General features: G+C 56.7%; 23 protein-coding genes and 4 pseudogenes. 14 read left to right on the forward strand and 13 right to left on the reverse strand.

The window, feature by feature from the left end; translation table 11 throughout:
* Positions 1–26: 26 nt before the first annotated feature.
* The 9 genes and pseudogenes from J2X43_RS16145 to J2X43_RS16185 form a co-directional block, all read right to left on the reverse strand.
* Positions 27–353 (reverse strand): nitrile hydratase accessory protein, encoded by a 327-nt coding sequence (locus J2X43_RS16145; protein ID WP_112389276.1) that lies wholly within the window; start codon positions 351–353, stop codon positions 27–29.
* A 10-nt stretch (positions 354–363) separates the two neighbouring features.
* Entirely contained in the window at positions 364–981 is a 618-nt protein-coding gene (nthA, locus tag J2X43_RS16150; protein WP_112389275.1) for a nitrile hydratase subunit alpha, read from the reverse strand.
* A gap of 31 nt (positions 982–1,012) precedes the next feature.
* Complete coding sequence (nthB, locus tag J2X43_RS16155) at positions 1,013–1,756, reverse strand: nitrile hydratase subunit beta (RefSeq protein ID WP_112389274.1); 744 nt, start codon at positions 1,754–1,756, stop codon at positions 1,013–1,015.
* A 31-nt stretch (positions 1,757–1,787) separates the two neighbouring features.
* Positions 1,788–2,288 carry a DUF1097 domain-containing protein gene (locus J2X43_RS16160; protein WP_112389273.1) on the reverse strand — a complete coding sequence of 167 codons (501 nt, stop codon included), beginning with the start codon at positions 2,286–2,288 and terminating at the stop codon, positions 1,788–1,790.
* A gap of 24 nt (positions 2,289–2,312) precedes the next feature.
* Entirely contained in the window at positions 2,313–3,284 is a 972-nt protein-coding gene (locus tag J2X43_RS16165; RefSeq protein ID WP_112389272.1) for a GTP-binding protein, read from the reverse strand.
* A gap of 426 nt (positions 3,285–3,710) precedes the next feature.
* Positions 3,711–4,867, reverse strand: a pseudogene (locus tag J2X43_RS16170) (methyl-accepting chemotaxis protein); the annotation flags it as partial.
* Between the two features lie 454 nt (positions 4,868–5,321).
* Positions 5,322–6,428: an AI-2E family transporter gene (locus J2X43_RS16175; protein WP_112389271.1), complete on the reverse strand. Its 1,107-nt coding sequence runs from the start codon at positions 6,426–6,428 to the stop codon at positions 5,322–5,324.
* A 48-nt stretch (positions 6,429–6,476) separates the two neighbouring features.
* Positions 6,477–6,901 (reverse strand): annotated as a pseudogene (locus J2X43_RS16180) (response regulator).
* Between the two features lie 66 nt (positions 6,902–6,967).
* Positions 6,968–8,020 (reverse strand): annotated as a pseudogene (locus J2X43_RS16185) (sensor histidine kinase).
* Positions 8,021–8,742: 722 nt separating this feature from the next.
* On the opposite strand from J2X43_RS16185, the pseudogene J2X43_RS31115 reads away from it, so the two are divergent.
* The 5 genes and pseudogenes from J2X43_RS31115 to J2X43_RS16210 all read left to right on the forward strand — a co-directional run.
* A pseudogene (locus J2X43_RS31115) lies at positions 8,743–8,889 on the forward strand (type II toxin-antitoxin system HipA family toxin); the annotation flags it as partial.
* Positions 8,890–9,239: 350 nt separating this feature from the next.
* Positions 9,240–9,653 (forward strand): CBS domain-containing protein, encoded by a 414-nt coding sequence (locus J2X43_RS16195; protein WP_112389269.1) that lies wholly within the window; start codon positions 9,240–9,242, stop codon positions 9,651–9,653.
* 48 nt (positions 9,654–9,701) lie between these two features.
* Positions 9,702–10,598, forward strand: coding sequence for a DUF72 domain-containing protein (locus tag J2X43_RS16200; protein WP_310295319.1), 897 nt, complete (start codon positions 9,702–9,704; stop codon positions 10,596–10,598).
* A gap of 50 nt (positions 10,599–10,648) precedes the next feature.
* Positions 10,649–11,674 (forward strand): ATP-dependent DNA ligase, encoded by a 1,026-nt coding sequence (locus tag J2X43_RS16205; protein WP_112389268.1) that lies wholly within the window; start codon positions 10,649–10,651, stop codon positions 11,672–11,674.
* Between the two features lie 866 nt (positions 11,675–12,540).
* The gene (locus tag J2X43_RS16210) at positions 12,541–12,756 is read left to right on the forward strand and encodes a hypothetical protein (RefSeq protein ID WP_112389267.1); all 216 of its coding nucleotides are present in this window, start codon (positions 12,541–12,543) and stop codon (positions 12,754–12,756) included.
* A 172-nt stretch (positions 12,757–12,928) separates the two neighbouring features.
* Here J2X43_RS16210 and J2X43_RS16215 read toward each other — a convergent pair whose 3' ends face one another.
* On the reverse strand, positions 12,929–13,654 hold the full coding sequence (locus tag J2X43_RS16215; protein WP_112389266.1) for a Crp/Fnr family transcriptional regulator: 726 nt from the start codon (positions 13,652–13,654) through the stop codon (positions 12,929–12,931).
* Between the two features lie 631 nt (positions 13,655–14,285).
* Between J2X43_RS16215 and J2X43_RS16220 the strand changes: the two genes are divergently transcribed.
* From J2X43_RS16220 to J2X43_RS16235, 4 genes are all read left to right on the forward strand, one after another.
* Positions 14,286–14,789, forward strand: a complete 504-nt coding sequence (locus tag J2X43_RS16220; RefSeq protein WP_112389265.1) for a DUF4142 domain-containing protein — start codon at positions 14,286–14,288, stop codon at positions 14,787–14,789.
* A gap of 1,489 nt (positions 14,790–16,278) precedes the next feature.
* Positions 16,279–16,479 (forward strand): hypothetical protein, encoded by a 201-nt coding sequence (locus J2X43_RS16225; RefSeq protein WP_112389264.1) that lies wholly within the window; start codon positions 16,279–16,281, stop codon positions 16,477–16,479.
* Between the two features lies 1 nt (position 16,480).
* Positions 16,481–16,687: a hypothetical protein gene (locus tag J2X43_RS16230; RefSeq protein ID WP_112389263.1), complete on the forward strand. Its 207-nt coding sequence runs from the start codon at positions 16,481–16,483 to the stop codon at positions 16,685–16,687.
* 341 nt (positions 16,688–17,028) lie between these two features.
* Positions 17,029–17,286, forward strand: coding sequence for a GlsB/YeaQ/YmgE family stress response membrane protein (locus J2X43_RS16235; protein WP_112389527.1), 258 nt, complete (start codon positions 17,029–17,031; stop codon positions 17,284–17,286).
* Between the two features lie 463 nt (positions 17,287–17,749).
* On the opposite strand, the gene J2X43_RS16240 is transcribed toward J2X43_RS16235, so the two are convergent.
* The gene (locus tag J2X43_RS16240; protein WP_310295324.1) at positions 17,750–17,980 is read right to left on the reverse strand and encodes a hypothetical protein; all 231 of its coding nucleotides are present in this window, start codon (positions 17,978–17,980) and stop codon (positions 17,750–17,752) included.
* A gap of 314 nt (positions 17,981–18,294) precedes the next feature.
* Entirely contained in the window at positions 18,295–18,525 is a 231-nt protein-coding gene (locus tag J2X43_RS16245; protein ID WP_112389261.1) for a hypothetical protein, read from the reverse strand.
* 462 nt (positions 18,526–18,987) lie between these two features.
* Here J2X43_RS16245 and J2X43_RS31120 point away from each other — a divergent pair, with 462 nt between their 5' ends.
* The 5 genes from J2X43_RS31120 to J2X43_RS16265 all read left to right on the forward strand — a co-directional run bounded on the left by J2X43_RS31120 (position 18,988) and on the right by J2X43_RS16265 (position 22,230).
* Positions 18,988–19,230 (forward strand): DUF982 domain-containing protein, encoded by a 243-nt coding sequence (locus J2X43_RS31120; RefSeq protein WP_162698826.1) that lies wholly within the window; start codon positions 18,988–18,990, stop codon positions 19,228–19,230.
* A gap of 438 nt (positions 19,231–19,668) precedes the next feature.
* Complete coding sequence (locus J2X43_RS16250; RefSeq protein ID WP_037135461.1) at positions 19,669–19,878, forward strand: cold-shock protein; 210 nt, start codon at positions 19,669–19,671, stop codon at positions 19,876–19,878.
* 124 nt (positions 19,879–20,002) lie between these two features.
* Positions 20,003–20,227 (forward strand): hypothetical protein, encoded by a 225-nt coding sequence (locus J2X43_RS16255; protein WP_112389259.1) that lies wholly within the window; start codon positions 20,003–20,005, stop codon positions 20,225–20,227.
* A 31-nt stretch (positions 20,228–20,258) separates the two neighbouring features.
* Positions 20,259–20,639 carry a DUF6481 family protein gene (locus tag J2X43_RS16260; RefSeq protein ID WP_112389258.1) on the forward strand — a complete coding sequence of 127 codons (381 nt, stop codon included), beginning with the start codon at positions 20,259–20,261 and terminating at the stop codon, positions 20,637–20,639.
* Positions 20,640–21,123: 484 nt separating this feature from the next.
* Positions 21,124–22,230 (forward strand): Fic family protein, encoded by a 1,107-nt coding sequence (locus J2X43_RS16265; protein WP_112446146.1) that lies wholly within the window; start codon positions 21,124–21,126, stop codon positions 22,228–22,230.
* A gap of 124 nt (positions 22,231–22,354) precedes the next feature.
* On the opposite strand, the gene J2X43_RS16270 is transcribed toward J2X43_RS16265, so the two are convergent.
* Entirely contained in the window at positions 22,355–22,606 is a 252-nt protein-coding gene (locus J2X43_RS16270; protein ID WP_310295327.1) for a hypothetical protein, read from the reverse strand.
* Between the last annotated feature and the right edge of the window lie 43 nt (positions 22,607–22,649).

Genomic DNA, 22,649 nt, shown 5'->3' on the forward strand with positions numbered 1-22,649 from the left:
CTCCACTTTTGAGAGTTGGTGGTTGATCAGGCCGCCAAAGCGGCCTTGATCTCGTCGGGGTTGATGATGCCGGCCTTCACAACGGCAGTTTCGAGAGCCGTCAAGAACTGATCGTAGTAGTTCCACGAAGACCGATCGTCTGGGTGAGCATCCTCCCAAGACTTGATGGAAGCGATTAGCTCATCTCTGAAGTCATCCCACTCGAAGTATCCGTGCTTCGCGAGGGCTAACGCCATTCCGAAGGACGATCGTTCCCATTCAGAGCCAAAGCAGAGGGTGCCGTTTGCCCTTGGAGGGTTGTCTGCCTCTCCCATCATCTCGGTTACAGCGAAGTGTTCGAACTGAGTGAGCATCTGGTCGTCCTCAGGCTGCCTTGGATATGGCAACGCCCATCATAGCTTCGGGAGTTACAAGGGCTTCCAGCTCCTGCTCGGACATATTGTCTGTCCCTGCCGGCCGCTCCGGAATGACAAACCATCGAATCTGAGCACTGGAATCCCATACTTTGACTTCGACTTCGTTGCTGATAGGGAGCCCGAACTCTGAAAGCACGGCCCGCGGCTCGCGAGCTGCGCGACTCCGGAATGTCGGATCCTTGTACCAATACGGTGGAAGACCCAGGACCGGCCAGGGATAGCAGGAGCACAGTGTGCAGATGATGAGATTGTGAATGCCCGGCTCATTGGCGACCGCACGCATATGTTCACCCTCTGCACCCGCCATTCCTTCCGGAAGCTTAAGTTCGGCGATTGCCTTGGGAGTGTCTGCAACCAGTCGATCCTTAAACGAGGGATCGACCCATGCGCGCGCTACGATTTTCGCGCCGTTGAAAGGCCCCATCTTAGTCTCGAAGAAAGCGAGAACCGTATCGACGGTTTTGTCGGTAATAACCCCCTTTTGGATCAGGAGGGCTTCGAGCGCGCGGACCCGCGCGGCGCTATATGCCTCGCGATCGGCTCGGTATTGAAAGCGATCTAACATGTGTTTTCTCCAGGTTTCTGTCTGTTCCGAGTTAGGCTGCTCGAGCAGTCGCAACTGCCTCTGGTGCCGCGACGTAGTGAGAGTAGAGGTCCGCGTAGAGGCTGAAGTTCGGCTCAGCGTTGTCAGGCCAGAGTTCGCCCGGCTCAAACTTGACGCAGTAGACCGGCATCGCCGCCCCGATGCCATCCGAGCCGGTATCGCAGAGATAAGTGTAGGCCCCCGGGTAGACGGTCTCGATCACGCCGGTCTGATTTCGAAGAAAGCCCGGCAGGCGAGTGTGCTCGACGCTAGGCACATCCTTGATGGAAACCTGATCACCAACGGCGAAATCGAACTCGACAGCGACGTCGCGCTTGGGGCTATCCCCTTCAACCAGATACCGGACAACGCGATCATCAATTGCCCGCTCTTCGCGCTGAGGGAGCGGCTTGGCCGCGTCAGCATAGTATTCCTCGGTGAGCGCATCGAGCTCCTGAGCGGTGATGTATCCACGCTCGATAAAATAACCCGAGATGCCGCCCAGCCACTTTTCGTAGTAGCGATACTTGAAATAGTCGAACGGGTTGAGGCTTTCGGCTCCCTTGCGCAGGTCGGCCCAGGTCCAGACCGTGGTGAAGGTCGAAGGTGTCGCAGGAAGCGGAAGTTGGGAGGACAGCGCCATCATCGCGGTGTGAATACCGAAAATGCGGGTCTCCCACTCTTCAACGAACACGCGGGTCTCGGTGCTTACGGGGCCGAGGCCCTCAAGGCCCCCGAGATAGTGTTGGAGTTTCATTCGATTACCCTTTCGTTGGTTGCAGGTAAGTTTATGCCGTGGCGGTCTTCTTGGCCGCGAGGAGGTTTGTACCGATCTCGGAAAGCAAGCCGAACACGCCACCGAGAAGCATTGCGGCCATCGCTACAAGGGTCGGGTGGTTCAGTCCCGAGGTAGTGACGGTTGTTCCCGTCGCTGCTGTCGTCCCGACGAAGGACGCAAATCCGAATACAATAGCCGGGGGGAAATTCAGGATCGGGATCGCGGAGACGAGAACCATCGCCGATGTGCCAGCCCCTACAAGAATGGCGGCAAAGATTGGATGCTCTGGACCGAATTGTATGACAAGCAGCGTGATGGACGCGATTATGATCCCTGTCCAATTCGAGACGATTGATTTGGCCAAGCCATGCTGGCCCCCGCCACAGGCGAAGAATGATGCCCAAGCGATGAACGTCACCCAAACGGGGACCGGGAACACAGTGGCGGTGATGTAGGTATCGATTGCGCCCAGTACGCCCAGGCTGATCATTGCGGCGATAAGTGGTGGCATTTCATCATCTCCTTGTTACGGTGGTTAGGAAGCGAGTGCGGGGAGGGGCATGCGGCAGCTCAGGAAACCGTGTCTGAGCATTGCTTCGTCAAGGTTGCGGCCGATGAACACGATCTCGGTCAATCTCTCGTCCGACATCCACGGTTTCCCGGGGCGACCTTCTAGGGTCATGTGGACGCCATGAAACACATAGCGGCGAGCTTCGTTGGCGAAGTTTATGACCCCCTTCATTCTGAAGAGGTCCTGTCCGATCTCTTGGGTAAGTCGAGAAAGCCACCCATTGAAAAGTGTCGGATCAAGAGGGGAGGTTTCTTTGAAGGCGACGCACGATACGGCCTGATCGTGCTCGTGTTCGTGGTCATCGAGAACAAAAGGGTCAATGTTCAAGATGTTCTTGAGGTCAAATGCACCGATATCCAAAATCTCACGCGGTTCGATGTTGCATCGGCTTGTGCAGACAATTTTTGCAAGAGGGTTGAGGAGACGGATGGTTCTTTCGGTCTGCGCAGCGTGCTCTTCAGATTCAAGATCGACTTTGTTCAACAGGATCAGGTCAGCGAAGCTTATCTGCTCTACTGCTTCGTCTTGTGCTAGCTGGCGTTCAATGTGACGTGCATCCACGACAGTAAGGATCGCGTCGAGCTGGAGTCTTGCAGACAGCATTTCGTCTAATATGAATGACTGAATGACCGGCGCAGGGTCGGCAAGGCCGGAGGTTTCTATGACGAAACGGTCGATCTGACGGCCCGAGCGCAGAAGGCCATGGATTGCGGAAATCAGATCGTCCCGAACGGTGCAACATATGCATCCGTTATTTAGTTCGACGACGTCGTCTTGCGTGCTGACAACGAGCTTTCCATCGATACCTACTTCACCATATTCATTGACGATGACAGCGACTCGCTCGCTTTCTGTCTCAGTCAGGATCCGGTTTAGCAGTGTGGTTTTGCCTGCGCCCAAGAAGCCGGTTATAATGGTGGTCTTGATCTTTGACATTGCCGTTCTCCGTCTTAGCGCGCACGTGTCCGTTCCCCGGTGTGAGGGGGTCTGGCTCAGCGCCCAGATTGGTCTGGAAGTGTTTGGTACCCTTGGCGGGTGTGGGAGAATTACAAGCTAAACGTAGTTGTCGCACAATGTCTGACACAGTGCGTTTTAAGCCAAATTAGGGGTATATCACGCCATTTTGTGATGAAAAAATATGCGCGATCAAATTATGGGCATATTAGCCTGTTTGAAAGCAACTGATGTCTAAAATGACGTCAATTCGGAATTGAAAGGTAAAAACCAGTATGCGTTGCATGCAAGACGCGCCATCCCTACGAATACGAGGTTAGGGCGAAGATGACCGAGGCCTGATAAGACGCAGACTGCTGACACGCACAAATGAACACTCCGCCGGCGACGGCGGAGTTGCAGTGAGATTCAGGCATTCCGCCGTCTATTCTCGCGTGTCAGGTATGAGATGTTATGTGCACGGAAATGCTTTTCGGGCTCGTGCGCATTCGAGGACGTGGGCGCGGAGGGAACAATAAAAGCACCGACCAATTCGCGGAGGCGCGTCGCTCGGCGGCCAGGGCATTGGAAGCCGCAGTCGATTGCTCAACCATCGCGGCGTTTCGCTGTGTTGTCTGATCCAAGAGATTCACAGCGGAATTCACCTCCACAAGACCAATATTCTGCTCCCGTGAAGACGTCGCCACCGAGTCCATCTGTGCGTTGATCTCGGCGATGTAGTTGCCGATGCTTTTGAGAGCCTCTCCAGCTTCCCGCACCAGTACGACGCCACTTCCGACCTGGTCGGTTGAGTTTCGAATGAGGCCCTTGATCTCTTTCGCCGCCTGTGCCGACCTTTGCGCCAGTTCACGAACTTCTTGGGCGACAACCGCAAAGCCTTTACCAGCTTCGCCAGCACGTGCCGCTTCCACTCCCGCATTCAGTGCCAGGAGATTTGTCTGGAACGCGATCTCATCGATCACACCAATAATGTTAGAGATCTGTTGAGAGCTGCCTTCTATGCGCTGCATCGCGTCCTCCGCTTGAGCTACAACTTGCGCCGACTCGACCGCACCTCCATTGGCCTGCGTCGCAAAGGAACGTACCTCCTCGGTCCTCTTGCTCGATGCGGCCACATTCGCCGTAATCTCGTCCAGAGCCGCTGCGGTTTCTTCAAGCGAAGCCGCCTGTTGTTCGGTTCGGCGCGAAAGATCCTGCGCGCCCAAAGAAATCTCGCGGGTGCTAGCGTCGATAGAGTTCACGCTGTTGGTGACGGCGGCCAACACGGAGCCCAGACGTAACACCGACTGGTTAAAGTCCTGGCGCAAGCCCTCGAACTCTTGAGAAAATGGCTCTAGGAGCTGGAATGCCAGATCGCCCGACGCCATTCGTTCCAAGCCAGCCGCCAAACCCGAAGTGGCAATCTTCAGCCGCTCGCTTGCTTCCCGCTCGGCTTTCTCCTGAGTGGAGATTCTCATTTGCTCCGCCTCCTCGCGCGAGGCCTGGGCTTCGCGCTGAAGCTTGGTGTTTTCAATTGCTGCCTGCCGAAACACTTCCACCGCGTCCGCCATGGAGCCGATCTCATCAACGACCATTGCCGAGTATTTTGGATTTGATGCGCCTGATCGATAACAAAGGTCGCCGGTTCTAACCGTCCAAGGCGAGCATGTAGGCGGATGGCGATCTGGGGCACGAGGCGAGGGCCGCCGTCTCAAACTTGCTCGGCAGGAAACGAGCTAAGACCCCGCCTAATTTTTCGGGGCCGGGCATTTGCCGGGCCGGTTTAGTCGGCGCACCGGCGCGGAGGTGCTATCACCTTTTCTCCGGTCGTGTGGCTGTGGTGCGGGCTGGTCATCGGCCCGCATCAAGCTCTTACGCAACCCGGTTCAGCGCGTCGCCGATCGTGACGACGATGTTTTCGATCTGCGATGGCGCCGCGGATTGTGATTACTGGTCCCAGTTGCCGGGCGTCAGCGTGGAGGCGAACCGCCGCCAGATCTATCGGACAGGCTCGCAAGCTCGTCCGATCACCAGCCTTCATCACTCTCGTCGTGCCAAGTGCCGGGCGGTCGGTGAACCCTCATTCAATAGTTTTGCCATTGATCGGTCAGCATTGCGCTGTTCGGCGAAAATCGACCATGCGGCGATGAACAAAGCCGCGATCAAGGGGCCGATGACGAAGCCGTTGATACCGAAGAGGGAGATGCCGCCGACTGTCGAGATCAGCACCACGTAATCGGGCAGCCGCGTTCCCTTTCCCACCAACGGTGGGCGCAGCAGATTATCGACCAGCCCGATAACGAAGATGCCGACGAGGACCAGGATCGATGCTTTCAGCCAGGCACCTGTGAGGACCAACCAGATGGCAGCCGGACCCCATACAAGTGCGGCTCCGATTGCAGGAAGCATCGATAGGAACGTCATCGTCACACCCCACAACAGAGCAGCCTCTACACCAAGAGCCCAAAATGCCACGCCGCCGATCGTGCCCTGGATGATCGCTATGATGACGTTTCCCTTTACGGTAGCGCGCACCACTGCGGAAAACTTGTCGAGAAACTGCCGCGTGTAATCGTCGCTGAGCGGGATGGCATGCCGGACTTTGCCGCTGAGGTCAGCGCCATCTCTGAACAGGAAGAAAAGCAGGTAAAGCATGATGCCGAAGCTGATGAACAACTGCAGGGTATTTTGACCAAAGCTGAGCACGCTGCCGCCGATCGACCGGCTCGCCTGTACGGCGGCAGACGAAATGTTCGTGCCCAATTCGGGAAACCCGCCGAGCTTCAATGAGGTCAGCCAGTTGTCTATAAAGGGCGGCAGGGCATTCTGGATCCGGACCAGAGATCCGTTGAGATCAATTTCGTTGCTGCTGATACGTTGGTACAGGCTGGTTCCTTCCTGGATAAGTGAACCTAGAATGATCATTGCAGGCACGATCACGAGGCATATGCACATCAGCACCGTCAGCAGGGCGGCAATGCCGCGGCGGCCGCCTAACAAATGCTCCAGCCGCTTATGCACTGGAAAGAAAATGATTGCGAGGATGACGGCCCAGAAGACAGCGCTATAATAGGGAATGAGCAGCCAGATGAACGCGATCGTCACAACTGCCAGAAGAACGTAAAAGCTCGTACGCTGAATTGACATGCCTGCGTTGCTCCCCGCCAGTTTCTTTTTTCACCAGCCATAGACGAATTAAGCACAAGACAGCTTCGGCAGGTGAGGCGGCTCCTTATGCGTTGGGAATCTTGGAGTCACTCGAAGCGTGCGGGCCATTGCATCTGCTATAGCATGATTGGTGTAGGGCTTTGGGAAAACCGGCTTCCCTCGGGAAGGCTACTCTCTTCGAGGATCTCCATGCCGGAAACCACGATCAACTTCACCGGCGGCCATCGATTGCGGATGTAGTGGGATAGCTTGATACCATCCATCGTCCCCGGCATCTGCACGTCGGTGAATACCAGGTCGATATCGGCTCTCGATTCCAGGATGCGAATTGCCTCGTCGGCGCTGTTTGCTTCAAGCGCCTCGTAGCCTGCAGATTGCACCAGGTCGACGGCTTCCATCCGAAGAATTGCGGTGTCTTCGACCACCAGCACGACTGCCTTGCCATTCAACATATGCCACTCGATTTCTGTGTGAGCCTGGAAAGTCCGGGCGGTTAGCGTTCAGTGAGTGATCGGTTTTTATGCCGCGGCCGGGATCCTGGTTCGGCGGTCGGCGCCGCCGCGGTGACTGATAGTAACGACAGTTCCGGGATTGGCATCAGACAGCTTTATCTCGCTCTGCAAATTCCTTGCCAGCGCTTCGACGATGCCAGTGCCAAGGCCGGCCTTGGGTGTAGCGCTGCCTGCTGGCATGCCGACGCCGTTGTCAGAGACGGTTAGGATCCAGTCATTGGCCTCCGAGCGATAATCGATCACAATCCTGCCCGTCTCCTGTTTCGGGAAGGCGTGCTTCAGGGCATTAATCACTAATTCCGTGACGATCAGTCCCAGGCTGACGGATACGTCAGCTTCAACGGCGCTATCATCGACGGTGACGGCGATAGAGAGCCGGTCCTCATCGGCAATCATCGAAGCGCCAATGCTCTCGCCAAGTTGCGTGAAATAGCTGCGAAGCTCGACGATGCCGACAGATGATGTTGAGAGTTGTCGTTGCACCGCTGCGATCGACATAACCCGGTTATGGGCGTTGTGAAGATGTCCACGAGCTTCCTCTGACTGCACCCGACGCGCACTCTGCATGAGAACGCTCGCGATAATCTGAACACTGTTTGCCACCCGGTGCTGAACTTCCTGAACGAGGATTGCCTTCTCCCGGACCAAGTCGTCTTTCTGTTTCTCTTAGGCTCGTGCATCGGCCACGTCGGTGATCGCCACCAGCAGTCGGATATGGTCCTTGTTGCCGTCGTCCAGAACCTGCGCATTGACGATCAACTGTCGTGTCTTCCGCTCAAACCGTTTGAGGTCGATCTCGTAGGCTTCTATCCTGGCACTGCCGGAGGCGGTCGCCTTTAGCAGCGAGGCAAGCTTCGGCATTGCCCATTCGCCGTCTCCGAGCTCACTGAGCGCCCTGCCGGGAATTGTCGCGGGATTGATCTCAAAGGTCCGGCAGAACGATGCACTGGCTGCAATAACCTTTTGGTCTGCGGACAGGAAAAGCAGCGGCTCGTTCGACGAGACCACTATGGCAAGCGTGCTCGCCGCTTCAAAATGAGCAATCGGTTCTCTTGACATGGAAATGGCCCTCAGGGGCCGAAAACTCGCTCAGCGAGCCATCACTCGGCAGGAACGCCGCCAACGGAGACCTAAACGGACGCTCTGGCATAGCGTAGCACGTCCACTGTGGATCAGCACCACACTTAATTTGACACTTCAGGTTATATAAGGCGGCTGTTCAAAGATCGTCCGGGATATCGCAGCCGGAGGCTCTTGACGATCCAGCTAGTTTTGACCTTGCTGACACAACGGGCCGGACGCACCATGACAGCCGTCGCGTTCGGGCTGTCGTCATCGAGCCCTTTTAAACGCTCGGAAGTTGAGGAAGGATTGCATGCTCGTACCGAGATAGCGTTCTGCGGGTAGTGGAGGCACAAGCCAGGAAATGCCGCGTCCAGTCGTGCAGAACCTGCAGCAGTCTATCACCGACGATTGCATCAGCCGCTATCCACGGCGTCCCCTCAGTGCGCCATGAATATTGGCATGCTGCTCGGCTCGATCATGTCTCGCGTCACCGTCACGATGGTCGATCCGCTCTCGCGAAAGCGGGTGAATGGAGGAGAGCCAGGCGCCGATATGCCAGCACTATCGATTTGTAATTGGGCGAGAGCGGCCGCCTTCCGCGGTTGATGATGACCGGCGTCGGCGTATCGAACAAAGCGCCATCCATGACGCGTTTCTGCAGTTCCTCGTCGTTGCACGCTTTACGGCTGACAAGAACGACGTCGGCCTACAGCGCCCGAATGATCAGTCGTGTTCTGGGAATCGAGACGGGCACGGCTGATGTGGCCGAGTTCATCCGCCGCCTGGTCTTCAGCACGCTGACCGGCAATGGCGACATTCACTTGAAGATCTGGTCGCTTGTCTATTCCGATCGTCGCACACCGTGTGGTGACTTTCAGCCCGAAGGAACACTGTGCTCTTGCCCGGGTTAGTGCTCCGAGATCAATCCGATCTCTCATGGAGGAAATAAAATCATGGCATCGACAAGGGGATCGCACGGCAGCAAAGCCGGTAGCAAGTCTGGTGGCGCCAAGAGTGCGTCCTCGAAGGAAAGCTCAAGCTCGTCGTCAGGCAAGCAGGGTGGCTCGCACGAGCAGCACGTAAAAGCGGGCGAACAAAGCCACAATAACTCAAAGTAACAGAGCGATCGCAAGCCGCTTCGGCGGGCATTACTGTCGCCAATGGCTCGACGCATCGCCAGCGAACCGAGAACGCAACCTACAGGAGATTTTGGATGAAAGTACGAGAATTTATGACTGCTCAGGTGGTCGCTGCCAAACCGACCGATACCGTCGAAGATGTGGCAAGGATGATGTCTGAGATAGATAGCGGCGCCATTCCGGTGATTGAAGATGACCTCGTCATTGGGATGATCACTGATCGCGATATCGTCATACGCGTCATCGCTGAGCGCAAGGATGGTTTCACGCCTGTCTCCGAAGTTATGACGCAGGGGGTCGAAAGCTGCCTTGAGGATGACGACATTGCTGAGGCTGCGAGGAGAATGGCCGAATTACAGATGCGCCGGCTCGTCGTGTTCAACAGTGAGGGCGAGCTTTCCGGCATCATCTCACTCGGCGACATAGCGATAGAGCATCAGGGCAATTTGGCGACTGAAGCGCTTGAGGAAATCTCACAAGATGAATGATGTCCTTGCTCTGCGCGAAACTACCGACGCCTCTGCGAGCCAACCGTGATGACGGCTGGGGTCGAGGATCGAACCGCGGAGGAAATCGCGGCACGACGCGTGCGACGCGCTGAACGGCGGCTGAAGCAGCGCGAGGCCAACATCAATCGCGCCGCCAAGATGCATCAGGTGCGGATTGCCGCTCCTCCGACTGGCAAACCAATGCCCGAGGATCGCCTCCTAGGTCGCGTCCATATCGGCTGCTCCGGGTGGTACTACTGGCATTGGAAAGGGAATTTCTATCCCTCGGATGTTTCGCCGGGCCAATATTTCTCGATCTATCAAGAGCATTTCGCGACAGTCGAGCTCAACGCGCCGTTCTATTCCTGGCCGACCATCAGTTCGGTCAAGACCTGGATCCGCCAAGCCGGGCCGGGCTTCGTCTACACCATCAAGGTCTGCGAGCTGATCACCCACATCGAGCGGTTTGAGAAGACTAAGACCCTGATTGAGGATTTCGGCTATATCGCCGATCTTCTCGGCCCGCAGATGGGATGCTTTCTGTTTCAGCTGCCGCCGAGCGTCCATTACAATCCGGACATGCTGCAGTCCATTCTGGCGCAGCTTGATTCACGCCACAGGAATGTCGTCGAGTTTCGTCACAAAAGCTGGTGGAACCAAGAGGTTTTCAACGCCTTCAAGGCAGCGGGGGCAATCTTTTGCTCTTGCAGCGGTCCTCGGTTGCCTGACGAACTCGTATGTACCGCCGATGATATCTACATTCGGTTCCACGGGATCGAACAATGGTATCGCCACGACTATTCTGACGATGAGCTCATGGTTTGGGCCGAGCGCATAAGCAGGAGCGGAGCGAAAACGATATGGGCGTATTTCAACAACGATCGTGACGGTCATTCAATCAAAAATGCCAAGAGACTAGCAGAGATGCTCAGTCTCGCCCTGTAAGTTTGACATTTCGATGCAACAAACGGTGAAGCGATGAAAGTTGTGGCGTGATGGCAAGACAGTCGGCGGAAAAACGGGCCAACCTCGGCATGTCGGTCGAGATTGAAGCGATGGAGGCCAAGTCTGCGGAGGCCCTGCCAACTGGTATGGGTTGGCAGTTCGAGCCGAAATGGGATGGTTTCAGGTGCATCGCGTTCAGGAGTGGCGGCCGTGTCGACCTTCGATCAAAGTCTGGAAAACCGCTGGGGCGCTATTTTCCGGAACTGATCGCCTTCCTGGCCAGTCTCCCGGTTGACCGCTTCGTCATAGACGGCGAGTTGGTCGTTGAGATCGACGGGAGGTTGTCCTTTGACGCTCTCCAGGCGCGCCTTCATCCAGCCGAAAGCAGAATTCGCAAGCTTTCTAACGAGACGCCAGCGCGGCTTGTGGCCTTTGATATGCTCATGGGCAAAGACGGCGTACTGCTTCTCGATCAGCATCTTGCCGATCGCCGAGCTCGGCTGGAAGAGTTTGGCAAGACAATCCCCACTAATCCCCGTCAGTTCGTGGTATCCCCGTTCACGCGCAATCGTGAGGAAGCTGCGAGCTGGCTTTCAGGATCCGGCGGCGACACCGATGGCGTTGTTTGCAAACGGCTGGATGAGCCCTATCGCCCTGGTGAACGGGCAATGGTAAAAGTCAAGCGAGTGCGTACCGCCGACTGTGTGGTCGGTGGATTTCGCTACGGGAATGATAGTCACCTAGTGGGTTCGCTTCTGCTCGGACTTTACAATGATAATGGCGAGCTCGACCACGTGGGCTTCACGTCAGCCATTTTGGATGCAGAGAAGCCAGAACTGACAAGGCGGCTGGAGGCATTGCGCGAGCCGCCGGGATTCACGGGTAAGGCACCCGGCGGACCGAGTCGGTGGAGCACCGAGCGTTCATCCGACTGGCAGCCGCTGAAACCGGAGCTTGTTGTCGAAGTGCGCTTTGACCAGGTGACGGGACATCGTTTCCGACATGGCACCAAGTTCTTGCGGTGGCGGCCGGACAAGAGCCCGTCTCAATGTGACTTCCGCCAGATTGGCCAGTGAATCGTAGTGTTTGCCGAGATGGACAGGCGAACTAAGCCCTCATTACAGAGAACAGGCGATAGCTATCGACAAAATCAGAAAACACACGCTCGAATTTGGGAAGCCAAACAGCAGCCCGGAAGGGGAGCACGAGCGCCCCTTGCAGCCAGCCGAATAGGAACCGGGAGCAGGAAGCCTCCGGAGGCAGCCATCAGCTGATTGCGGCGCGGCGTCAATCCCAGAATGCGAAAGAAGAGGGGCGCACCCTATTGTACCGGGGGGCGCATGCAGCCCCATATTCCAGCCCGGCTTTCTAAGATCTAATCGGTCGGTGGATGGTGTTTCCCGTACTGATTGCTGTCGTGGGACACGCGACACGAACGCGGCTCTTAACAAGATGCCAAGCTCGCGGTGTGGCGCTCCTGGGCCTTCGCCAATACGACGACGGTCGTCGTAAGGTGAACGTCCTCCACGGCGGCGCAGGACGCTAGCAGGGTGGTTGCTCGACCGATTGTCAGTGACATTCAAAGCAATGTCCGGTACCGTGCATTTGATCGAGCATCCTCCGGTGGCCGAGAGAAGATCGAAAGCGGTCTTTCGAGCTTGCCTCCCCGCACCGATGGGGTGCACCGAGGCGGTTGAATGCTGACTTAACGACGGCGTCCCATGCGTCGTGCGAACGTTTCCCAGCAGGCACCGTGTGCCAGTCAGTTTAATCGATGCATCAGCAGTTGCAGTGCAGCGCAGGCACCGTCCTGCTGCTTGAGGGACGAGCCAACGATTGCGCTCGACGTCGAAGACGTCCTCAACGAGGCCGGTTAATGTCGTGCGGAACATATTGTCGTCCGGCGACGCCGCCACCTGGCTGGCCAAGGGCACCGGTCGTCGTGATCATCGATCCCGGTCTTCGCGATTGCTTCTGCAACGCCGAGGTGTGGCTGCTGGCCGAGAGCAAAATACCCTTCGTCGTCCACTCGGGCGACGACCATTCCCTAGTGGAAGAGGAACCGGCTTTCGCAAGGGGATATTGGCTCTCGAAGCCGTCGATTTCGGCCGACATTGTCAAGGCGATAGGCATGGCGATGACGGGTGTCAGAGCATGACCGACAATCACCGGCTCGTTATGGCCCGTATCAGGGCCGAAATGGAAAAGGGAACGTCCACGACGGAGGTTATCATGATCGTCGCACGCATCTTCAGACGACAACAGGAGGCCGATAGAGCTGTTTCTAGCCGGACGTCAACGGAAACGAAGTCTAATCGAGGCTGACGCGCTCACTCCTTCGTCACGAGGCCGCCCACATTCGCCTCGTAGTCGCGCTCCGGTATACCATAGGCGTCCCCCGCAAGCATTTTCAGACCGGCTCTGTCGCGAATGGTTATGGACGCTCTGGAGGCCGTGATCAGGCGTTTGCCTTCGAGAATATGGATAGTCGTCGTCACACTCTGTCTGCGCACCGCCAGCATGATGCCGATGAACTCGTGGGTCAGTTCGATATCGTCGCCCTCGGATCGGTCGTGGCACATCAGCAGCCATCGGGCCAGACGCGCCTCAATATGCTGGGTGGCGTTGGAGAAGGCCGTATAGGCGACCTGTATGGACGCCGAATGCAGATAGCGGGTGAGGAGATTCCGCAGGGTGACGCTTTCGGCCATTGCTGCTTGGAGGCGCACGTTCTCGATACGGTGTCCGGCGCCCGGGACTTGCATGAAGACGTGGTACGGACTGGAAAGAACACCGGAGACGCCGGCGGCAGGTGTCAGGCCCTCCCGACCAAACAGACCGATTTCGGCTTCTGGTTCGGTCGTTGATGGAACGACGACAGATCCGATCCCACTCTCGGGAAAATACGTGAAGTCCCCCGCTTTACCAGGTTCGGCGAGGGCCAGGCTCCGGGGCAGATCCAGGAACTGAAGGTGCGGCGCTATGCGCGCCAAGTCTTCTGGGTTCATTCGGATCAGCAGGTTGTTTCGATAAGGGGACGAGTTGGGATTTTGCATATCGCTCTTCCTGATGAGGCAAGAGCAAAACGGTCTCCCAGCCGGTCGCGCCAGACGTCAGCAACCGATATTCAACGGTACGCGCAAAAGGTGTTTTCTTTACGTTCGTGCCACTCCCATGAAGGCGTACTCCCACAAGAAGAGTGTCCGTAACAAACAGTAACGAACCGAACTCTCTCAGCTTCGCGGCGCCAAAGCCGCGGGAGTCGCGCTGTGGACGTGAGACGTCAACGACGACACGCTGGTGATGGATGAAAAGGGGTGCCGGCTATAGGAAACGGGGAGCTGACGTTCGTGCATTTGTTTGAAAAGATTCATCCGGCAAACCGCGACCCCCGTGCGCGCCGCGTTCGTTGCGACCAGAGCGCTCTTCGGCCCCTACAAAATCGATTTTCGGATATTAACGGAGGCATCCAACGTTCGCTGGGTCTCGGCGCGCGGTGAGGCCCGCCTGCCGGGCCGGGAGGCTAGGGCAGCAAGCTCCTCCATCCTCTGGTTCCACGATAAACCTTCAAAACTTCAAGGTACCGGCCCTTTTTCTAATGGCCGGGGGCGCAGACCAAAGAATGCCTGGCGGCGGGAACATCGCTCTCTACTGGAGGTTTAGGAGCGCAACGGAGTGTAAAGCACCATGAATATCTCGAAGATCGCACCCATCACGATTGCAGCAACCCTCGCAGGCACGGCCTGCCTCGCGGCTGAACGACCGAAGCAGGCAGCTCAGGAGTTCGCCACGAAAGCAGCCTCCGCCAACATGTTCGAAATCGAGGCTGCGAAAGTCGAAGCCGCAAAAGGCAAGGACGGCCCCGCAAAGCAGTTTGCTGCGGACATGCTCAAGGACCACGGGAAGGCCGGCCCGGAGTTGGAAGCCGCCGCGAAGGCCGACGGCGTAACCGTCCCCACCTCGATCGATGCCGACAGCAAAAAGAAGGTGGATGCCCTGGCGTCTGCCGACAGTGCAAATCTCGATCAGGCCTATCTCTCGACTCAGCTTACGGCCCATCAGGACGCCGTCAAACTCTTCGAACAATACTCAAAATCTGGTCCGGATGGACAGCTTAAGAACACCGCGGGAAAGATTTTGCCCGATCTGCGGATGCATCTCGTTCGCGTCCAAGGCCTTACCTCCAAATAAAGGGCCGAGCCTCACCAAAAAAGGCATCGTGACCGAAAAGACCGCGAACCGGGAAACCGACGATACCAGATCGTCGGATACCCCGGAATCTAACAAGCGCCCAGACGACTTAGCAAAAAATGCAAGAGAAGGCCTTCAAATGATGTCTTCAAAAGTGGACCCGCTGAGCCTGCCAAGGCTAAGCGAGCGACCACCGACGACGATGAGGGCGGAGACCCCCCTCGAATAAACGCGCAGAGACCTTCGACGACCACTTTTTGTTCGTCTAACAGCCACTGATATGCTGTTTCGAGTACTAGTCCGCATACTCAGTCGTGCGCGCCAGATGCCACTTGAGATCCAGCGCTCCGTCGGTCCATCACCCCTGGCCCGCGCTCTCCACGACTATCTTCGCCGCGTCCACGGCCTTCCGCGCGGCTCGCACCCGCTCGTCCACGCCTGCGGCTACCTTCACTGCGCTGCGCGCCGAGATCAGCTCTGACATAAAGCGTTTCCGTTCTTTCTCTAGGAGACGAAGTTTTGCCCTTCGCCAAAGTATCCCGCCAACGACGGTGTAGTGGCGGTCTGGGGTCTACAGAAGATGCCGCCCGTTTTTCAAGCGCCGACACCAGCGCTCGAAGTGTCGACATTCCTCAGCCGGAAGAAATAGCGGCGGTCGCCGCCGTCACCGACCGCCGCTGTGGCTCCTCGCCGTCGACCACGCGCGGCTTATGCGACGCCGTCGTCGCGCGAGCGCGCAGAACTTGCTGACAGTGGCACGAGCTTGGTCCTTCCCAGCAGTATTACAGGGAAAGGCCGCGATCTACGATCCACCCGGAGCGAGACGATCTCCTGCGGGAGCGCACGAATTTGAGCGTCTTAAACCACGTGCGCCGCGCCAGCTGTAGATCGTCCGCCATCGCTGCCTCCTCTATAAAGCCCTGAGGCAGGTCCCGGCCGCATGAATAACATCCGTTCGCTGTGATGCGAGCCGCTTCTAGGCGCCGCACCGAACACGAACGCGAGGGCTGATACGACGGCGACTGCTGCGATCGGCCTCTTGCGGATCTTGTCCTCGACGCTCTTCACAAACGTGCGAGCCTCCGACATGGCGGGAGATGTCGCGCCGGACGCCATCTCTGTTGCAGGGCCGCCCGCCATGCGATCTACATCTCGTTGAAGCGCACCAAGAGCATCGCGACTCTCGTAGAAGCGATCCGAGTGACGGCGCTCCCGGATGATCGGAGGGGCTCTTCAACCATTCCTTCAAGACGCGTCGCGCTCTTCGGCCTGTTCGATTTCAATAGACTGCACTGCTGGGGAATTTTTCGGTCGGGCATCGTCATTCTTCTGTCTGCTCAGGAAGTCCGCCCAAGAGCTGAGGTTCCATCTCCGCCGTCGCTTCGGAAAGAAATCGTGGTCTGGCCATTCTTTTAGAAAGTCCGACGTAGGTGCGAGAGCGGAACATCCGTTCGCGATGAAGGTTAGCCTCGCAGAAGGAGTAAGCATCATGGGAATGAATAAGCCGAAAGACGGTGCGCCAGGCACCACCGACCAGTCTCCTCGTTGGGAGGGCCCACAGGAAAACACGCCGCGAGGATACATGCCCGCGAAGGACGATCCGGACCGCGCCGAAGATGCCAATGGGGAAACCAATGCCAATCCAGTGGTCAAGAAAGTTTCCCACGGCCTCAAGCAGAAGGGCGAATGAGATGACGGACGTTGAAAAGGATGCGAACGGCCAATATGCGAAGTCGGTCGGTAATCGAAAGGCAACCGGTGTGGCCAGCGCCAAGCCAACCGTCGTCACCGGATCGGAAGACGCGACGGAGCATAAGACGCCGCCAGGTAAGAAGCCCGTCAAGGACTGGGACATCAACTATGATCCAGCCAACATGAACGAAGGCGAGACCCGGTAGCGAGACGTCACCCTCGGGGCTCAGACGACTTCCACCGGAAGCAACGGCGGGCGCCGAGTTCGACCACGGTGGCGTCACCGGGCGAAACGACTTTGCCCTTGAGCGCGATTGTCATGCCGTTCTCCAAACCCGGTGCTTTTCCGGGTAGCGCGCAGACCGGTCACCTCAAACTTGAACTCCGGGTATGGCAACGAGGTAGCGCGACGGAGTCGACACTGCAAACGACTGGCCCACTGCGACTGAAACGCCCTCGGGCGGAACAAACGGTGGTTGCGTGTGTTTCGGTGCTGACCGATCAGCAATTTCGCGGCCGGCGGCATTCGAAATCATCGGAGATCAACATGGAAAACGCACAAATCGGCTGGATCGCGGCCATCATTATCGGCGGCCTCGCAGGCTGGCTCGCCGAGATGTTCATGAAGTCGAACATGGGCGTCCTGATGAACGTCATCCTGGGCATTGTCGGCGCGATCGTCGCCAACTTTCTCCTGTCGCTCTTCGGTGTCGCGCTAGGCGGCTGGCTTGGTTACCTGATAGCTGGCTTCATCGGCGCCTGTATCCTGATCGCACTCGCGCGCATGCTTCGTCGTACCGCGTAGGGAAAGCGCGCTGGGGCCCCCAATACCGTCACGGAGTTCAAGTATTTTCGGTCTCGTGTCTCCGGACATGGTCGGCAAACGAGCGGTTCGACGAATATCTTCCTGACGCGAGGTGGACCAGATAAAACGGTCGAGATGCTCCCGCCTGAAAAGCAACAGCGCTCCATCTCGTCATTGCAAAGGTTGCCCAGGTCATTCCCGATGCGAAGGCGCCAGTCATGGTATCTGGCGCGCTGCATTGGCTAAAATTAATTATGAAGCCGAAGACGACGTCTATCATCTGCTGGGGCCATGCCGTCGGCGAAGAAGCCAGGTAAATGGACGAAATCGCCAGCGGTGGTTCGAGACTTAGAGTCGGCGATAGCGACGCTGAAACAAACCTACAGCAGGCCTGCATCACTAGAATTAGAGTGGTGTTAAAAAGGTCAGTTGGCAGGTGGTTCAACCTGCGTGACAGCGACAATCAGGTTTCAGGCGGCCGGCGAAGCTGTGATTTGGTGGTTGCCTGCATTAGATCGCGCGCAAACAAGTGATATCGAAGAGACTGCCGCCATTTTAAGAGGTCGGCACGAGCGATCGCGGTAGTTTCGCCGCGAATTAAACCCTCGGCGATTTCGGCCTCAGAAGCGGCTATATTGCGCTGGTCCTCGGTTATGTTTTGTCCTGCTACTTCGAACGCAGATCGGTTGGGCATTTTCCGCTCCTTCGTGGGTTTTGGGAAAATCCAGAGTGCAGTATTAAGCACTGGCGCATTTGTAGACTGAGTTCAAAAGGTTGGTCATCGATGGACTCAATGAGTCAGGATTTGTAACAGCGCTTCGACTTTCAACGGTCGGGAAGCTCTCGCTTCTGATCTCCCATCCGGCTCACTTGTCACTATCGGTATCCCTCCATCCTCTTTTCCGATAGGATTCTCACCCGCCTGTTTCGCTTTACCAGCAAGCCCATGATGGCTTTCTGTCATCGCCGGCACCCTCCTGACGACTGGGACCCGGCACTGTTGGGAGATTACCCCTCCCCATCTTCGACCATTCCCTCGGCTGGCGTGCCGATCGCGGAGGAAGCAGCGGTTTCGACAGGTGTCTTGATCTTTTCCGTGTCCCGGTCGCGCTTGTCTGGCATGGCTATGCGCAGACCCTTTCCAGCCTCCTTCCCAAGCTTCTCGCGGCGCCGGTCGGCATCCGCGCTGTCAAAAGCTCGGGCGTCATCAGTCTCCGGCGGTATTATTGTCTTCGTCATAGGATATACCTTTCGTGCTTATTGCGGCCTCTGACAGAGCGACCTGACGTCCGCATACAGTGCGGGATAACGCGTTTACGCGCCATCTTCCTTAGTCTGCTGTGCGCGTGCGCGTAGATTCTTCTGAACGCTTCCGATGCGCTTGTCCTGCAAATCGGCAGACCTTCACAGGTACCCAAACCTTCCGCCTGTCGTTAAGTTCCCGGAGAGAAATTGGTCATTCAACCGGGTATCCGGATTTTCCGTCGCAAGCGCTACCGATGAGTTCTCGGGCTGTGCGAACCAGGGCATCAACTGAGATTTCGAACTTGGCTCAAACGTCGTCGCGGTGATCAGAGCAAGCCTTCGTCATACCGAAAACGGATTTGCTTCCGTCCAGGAAGCACCACCCTTCATCTAACTGGAAGCCGTTCACGGAACATTCGCCCGGCCGGAATGTTCTTGACAGAAAGGAATTGTGCAATGCAGCAAGTCTTATCTTGGGCGCGGCCCGTCCAACTTGGCCTCGGTGACGGGGCAGCGCGATTGATATACGGCCCGGCAGATGCCTTACGGTCGCTACGGGAGTGGCCGGCAGGGGGCGGCTGGTTTTTCGAACGCGCCATAAACCGGTGTCACGCCGCGCTTGAGACGGAGGGGGATCTGGAGCTCTCCCGGCAGGCCTTCGTTGCAGCCTCACTGGAAGCCTCGATCCCATTTGTCTGACCAGTTTTCACACTGCAGCACGATTAAGAGCATTGCAGTGCTTGGCAAAGGTCGATCTTTCATTTTCTGGCCAAACAGCGTCGACCATTTTGCATGATGCACACTGGCGTATAACTCTGGACCTTGAAGAAGGAAAAGCTGAACGAAATCTGAAGGAACTGCTAAGAAGAGGAACGTCGGTCTATCGCCCGACTAGGCGTGGGTCTTGCGCGCGAGAGCTCAACCAGAAGACGAATAGCACGGTCCTCGAAAACTAACCGTTGACGAACCCGCTCCCCTGTCGTATAAGGTAGCTTATCGATCTTTTGCTTGCCGAGCTTTGTCTACCGCGCGATTGGCACCGCGTTTTAAGCGAACTTCCCTTTCAAAAATAGTCGGTTTTTGTCTGCGTGGCATAAGCTTCGCGGTTCCTCACTCTATGCTTTGAAAGGGTTCATCATGACCACTGGCACAGTAAAATGGTTCAATTCAACCAAGGGCTTCGGCTTCATCCAGCCTGACAATGGCGGCGCTGACGCTTTTGTCCACATCTCTGCCGTCGAACGCGCAGGAATGCGTGAGCTGGTCGAAGGCCAGAAGATCGGCTTTGAACTCGAGCGCGACAACAAGTCGGGCAAGATGTCGGCCTGCAATCTGCAGAACGCTTAATAGATATCTGCTTCCCTTTGACCACGGATGTACTGGCATCGCCGGAGGCAACTATCAGTTTGAGGCCAGGCAATTCGCCTGGCCTTTTTCGTTTTGGCGTCATAGCTGACATCGAGGACATTCAATGACAGAGACATATAGTAAATCTCGCCAGCAGGCCGAGACCGCCTTCGGCCATCTTCAGACGGAGTTCTTCGCCAAGAACAATGCGGCGGAAGAGCTTGAATCCGTGGCCCAGGCGCGCGATGCCAAGACGTTCAGGCTGCGCGAAGCGCGCCTCGCCAAGGAGCAAGCCGACCGGATATCTGCAACATCTGCGCTGCTTGCCAAACGAGCCAAGGCCGGCTGATCATCCCAACGACAACTATCAGGATAAAAATTTGAGACACGCCAGAAACAACGAACTTACCGACCGACGCTCCGCTGCTGCGGACGCCAAGACAGCTCTTCTCACGAGCTACCGAGCTGCAAAGACGGCGGCTGAGCCGTCACAGGCCGCCAGACAGGCCGAGCGCATCTCTCTTGTTGAAGCGCGCGAGGCGCGCCGTGCGGAACGGGATCGGCTAAAGCATGAGGAGCTTACCCGGGTCGAGACCCTTGCGGCTCAAGAACAGGCGGCGATCGAGGCAGCAGCTGCGGCAGAGATCGAGGCGCGACAGGCGGCAGAGAATGCCCGGATATCACGGGTTGTTCAAGATGAGGCCGCTCGCAAAGCCGAGCGCGACAGACGTTATGCCGCCCGCAAGGCCCGGCATGCTTAGTATCCAGGGACCCACCTTTTATTGGATGGTCCGTGGATGATTGCATCTGGGCCTGGCCGGAGCTACTTTTTCAGTTCTGCCGTCAACCCTGCTTCGATCCCACAGGCCTGAATGAACATCGTCCAGTCGATACGGCCATTCAGAAGCGGGGGCGATTTCCGGTAGGTGATCAATCTGGCCAGAGATGGCCGTATATTCACCAACACTCGCCTTGATGTGATTGGGGCGATGCGAAGCTCGCAGAATTCCGAACTTTTTCACTGACGTGATGACGGGTCGTGTTTTGTCATGCTCATTCCGTTTCTGTCGACACCAAGCGGAAATAGGGGCGCCCGTTGACAAAATATGTTTAGGGCAAGTGGTTACCTGTCGATCGCTGGCTCTTGAATGGGGCGCTGCAGATTTTTGTGCTGAGGCATAGATAGGCTTGCAATAACTCACCTATGGCAATAATTATGAGTTATAGAGAAGGCGGCTATAACTCATGAAATGGAACTGGCAGAACCCCGATTGGCCAAACTTCAGGTACGATACCGCAAGCCTGGTACCATTGGAGCAGAAATTCTTGCAATCCGCCGGCGAGGTTATCGGTGCTGTTCGACATTTCAACGATGACGACAGCAACCAACTTCGCATTGAGTTGCTGAGCGACGAAGCGGTCAAGACCTCAGAGATTGAGGGGGAATTTCTGGACCGCGCGAGTGTTCAGTCATCGCTCCGTCGGCAGTTCGGGCTAGACACTGATGGCAGACAGATCCGCCCACAAGAGCGGGGGATCGCCGAGATGATGGCGGATGTCTATCGAAGTTGGCGTAGGCCGCTGCGTCGTGAGGGACTGTTCCAGTGGCATTCAATGCTGATGGCCGGAAATCGATATATTGAAACGGTTGGCGCTTATCGCAAGCATGAAGACGCCATGCAGATCGTGTCAGGTCCATTCGAGAAGCCCACAATCCACTTCGAGGCTCCCCCGTCCCGCCAGGTTACCACTGAGATGGAGACCTTCATCGCATGGTTCAATCAATCCGGGCCAGATGGCCACATGTCGCTTCAAGCTTTGACGCGCGCAGCAGTAGGCCATCTTTACTTTGAAAGCATACATCCATTCGAGGATGGCAACGGCCGAATTGGGCGCGCGCTCGCCGAGAAATCCCTGGCGCAAAACATAGGGCAGCCAAGCCTCATTTCACTCGCCTTCACAATCGAGAAGAGCCGGAAGGCCTACTACTCAGAGCTTGAGCGGCACCAACGCAAACTTGATATCACAGACTGGATCATTTTCTTCTCGAAAACGATCCTGGATGCTCAACGGGCGACGCTTGAGCGCATCGATTTCTTCATTCAGAAAGCACAGTTCTATGATCGTTTCCGGGGCCGGCTCAACGAGCGCCAGGAAAAGGTAGTCGCGCGCATCTTCAAGGAAGGCACGGCAGGCTTCAAGGGGGGGCTAAGTGCCGAAAACTACATCTCGATCACAGCTACATCCCGCGCTACAGCAACACGCGATCTTCAGCAGCTCGTGGAGATCGGTGCGCTGACGCGTACCGGCGAACGTCGGCATACCCGGTACTCGCTGTCATTGCGGAAATAAATTGCAGCTAGTCTAATGAACTCCAACAACGTTATTATCTTGGTGAACGATTATTCGATTCCGCTCGAAGGTCGCGAGGATACGGCCTCCTGCCCAGATACCATCCATTCCTGCCCGCCACAGCTCATGGTGCGATTTTATCGGAATCACCGACATTGAAAGCGAAGAACGGGTTGAGGGCAAATGCCGTCGCGGCCAGCGTTGTCGCGAGGCCGATTTTCAACGGCATGAGCCACAGTGTGTCGGCGGCCAAAAACTCCGGCCAAGCAAGGCCCTCCAGTCCTCTAGGAGCGGGAAGTGCAGGCTGGGTGTCATCAGCGCCAGAGCTGATAACTCCGACAGGGATTGGATTTCCGAGAGTAGTTTCCTGTGCCATCTTATTCTCCATGGTTCGAGACTGCCTATCGGCAATCCCCATC

The organism is Rhizobium sp. BE258, assembly GCF_031457345.1.
Classification (GTDB): Bacteria; Pseudomonadota; Alphaproteobacteria; order Rhizobiales; family Rhizobiaceae; genus Rhizobium.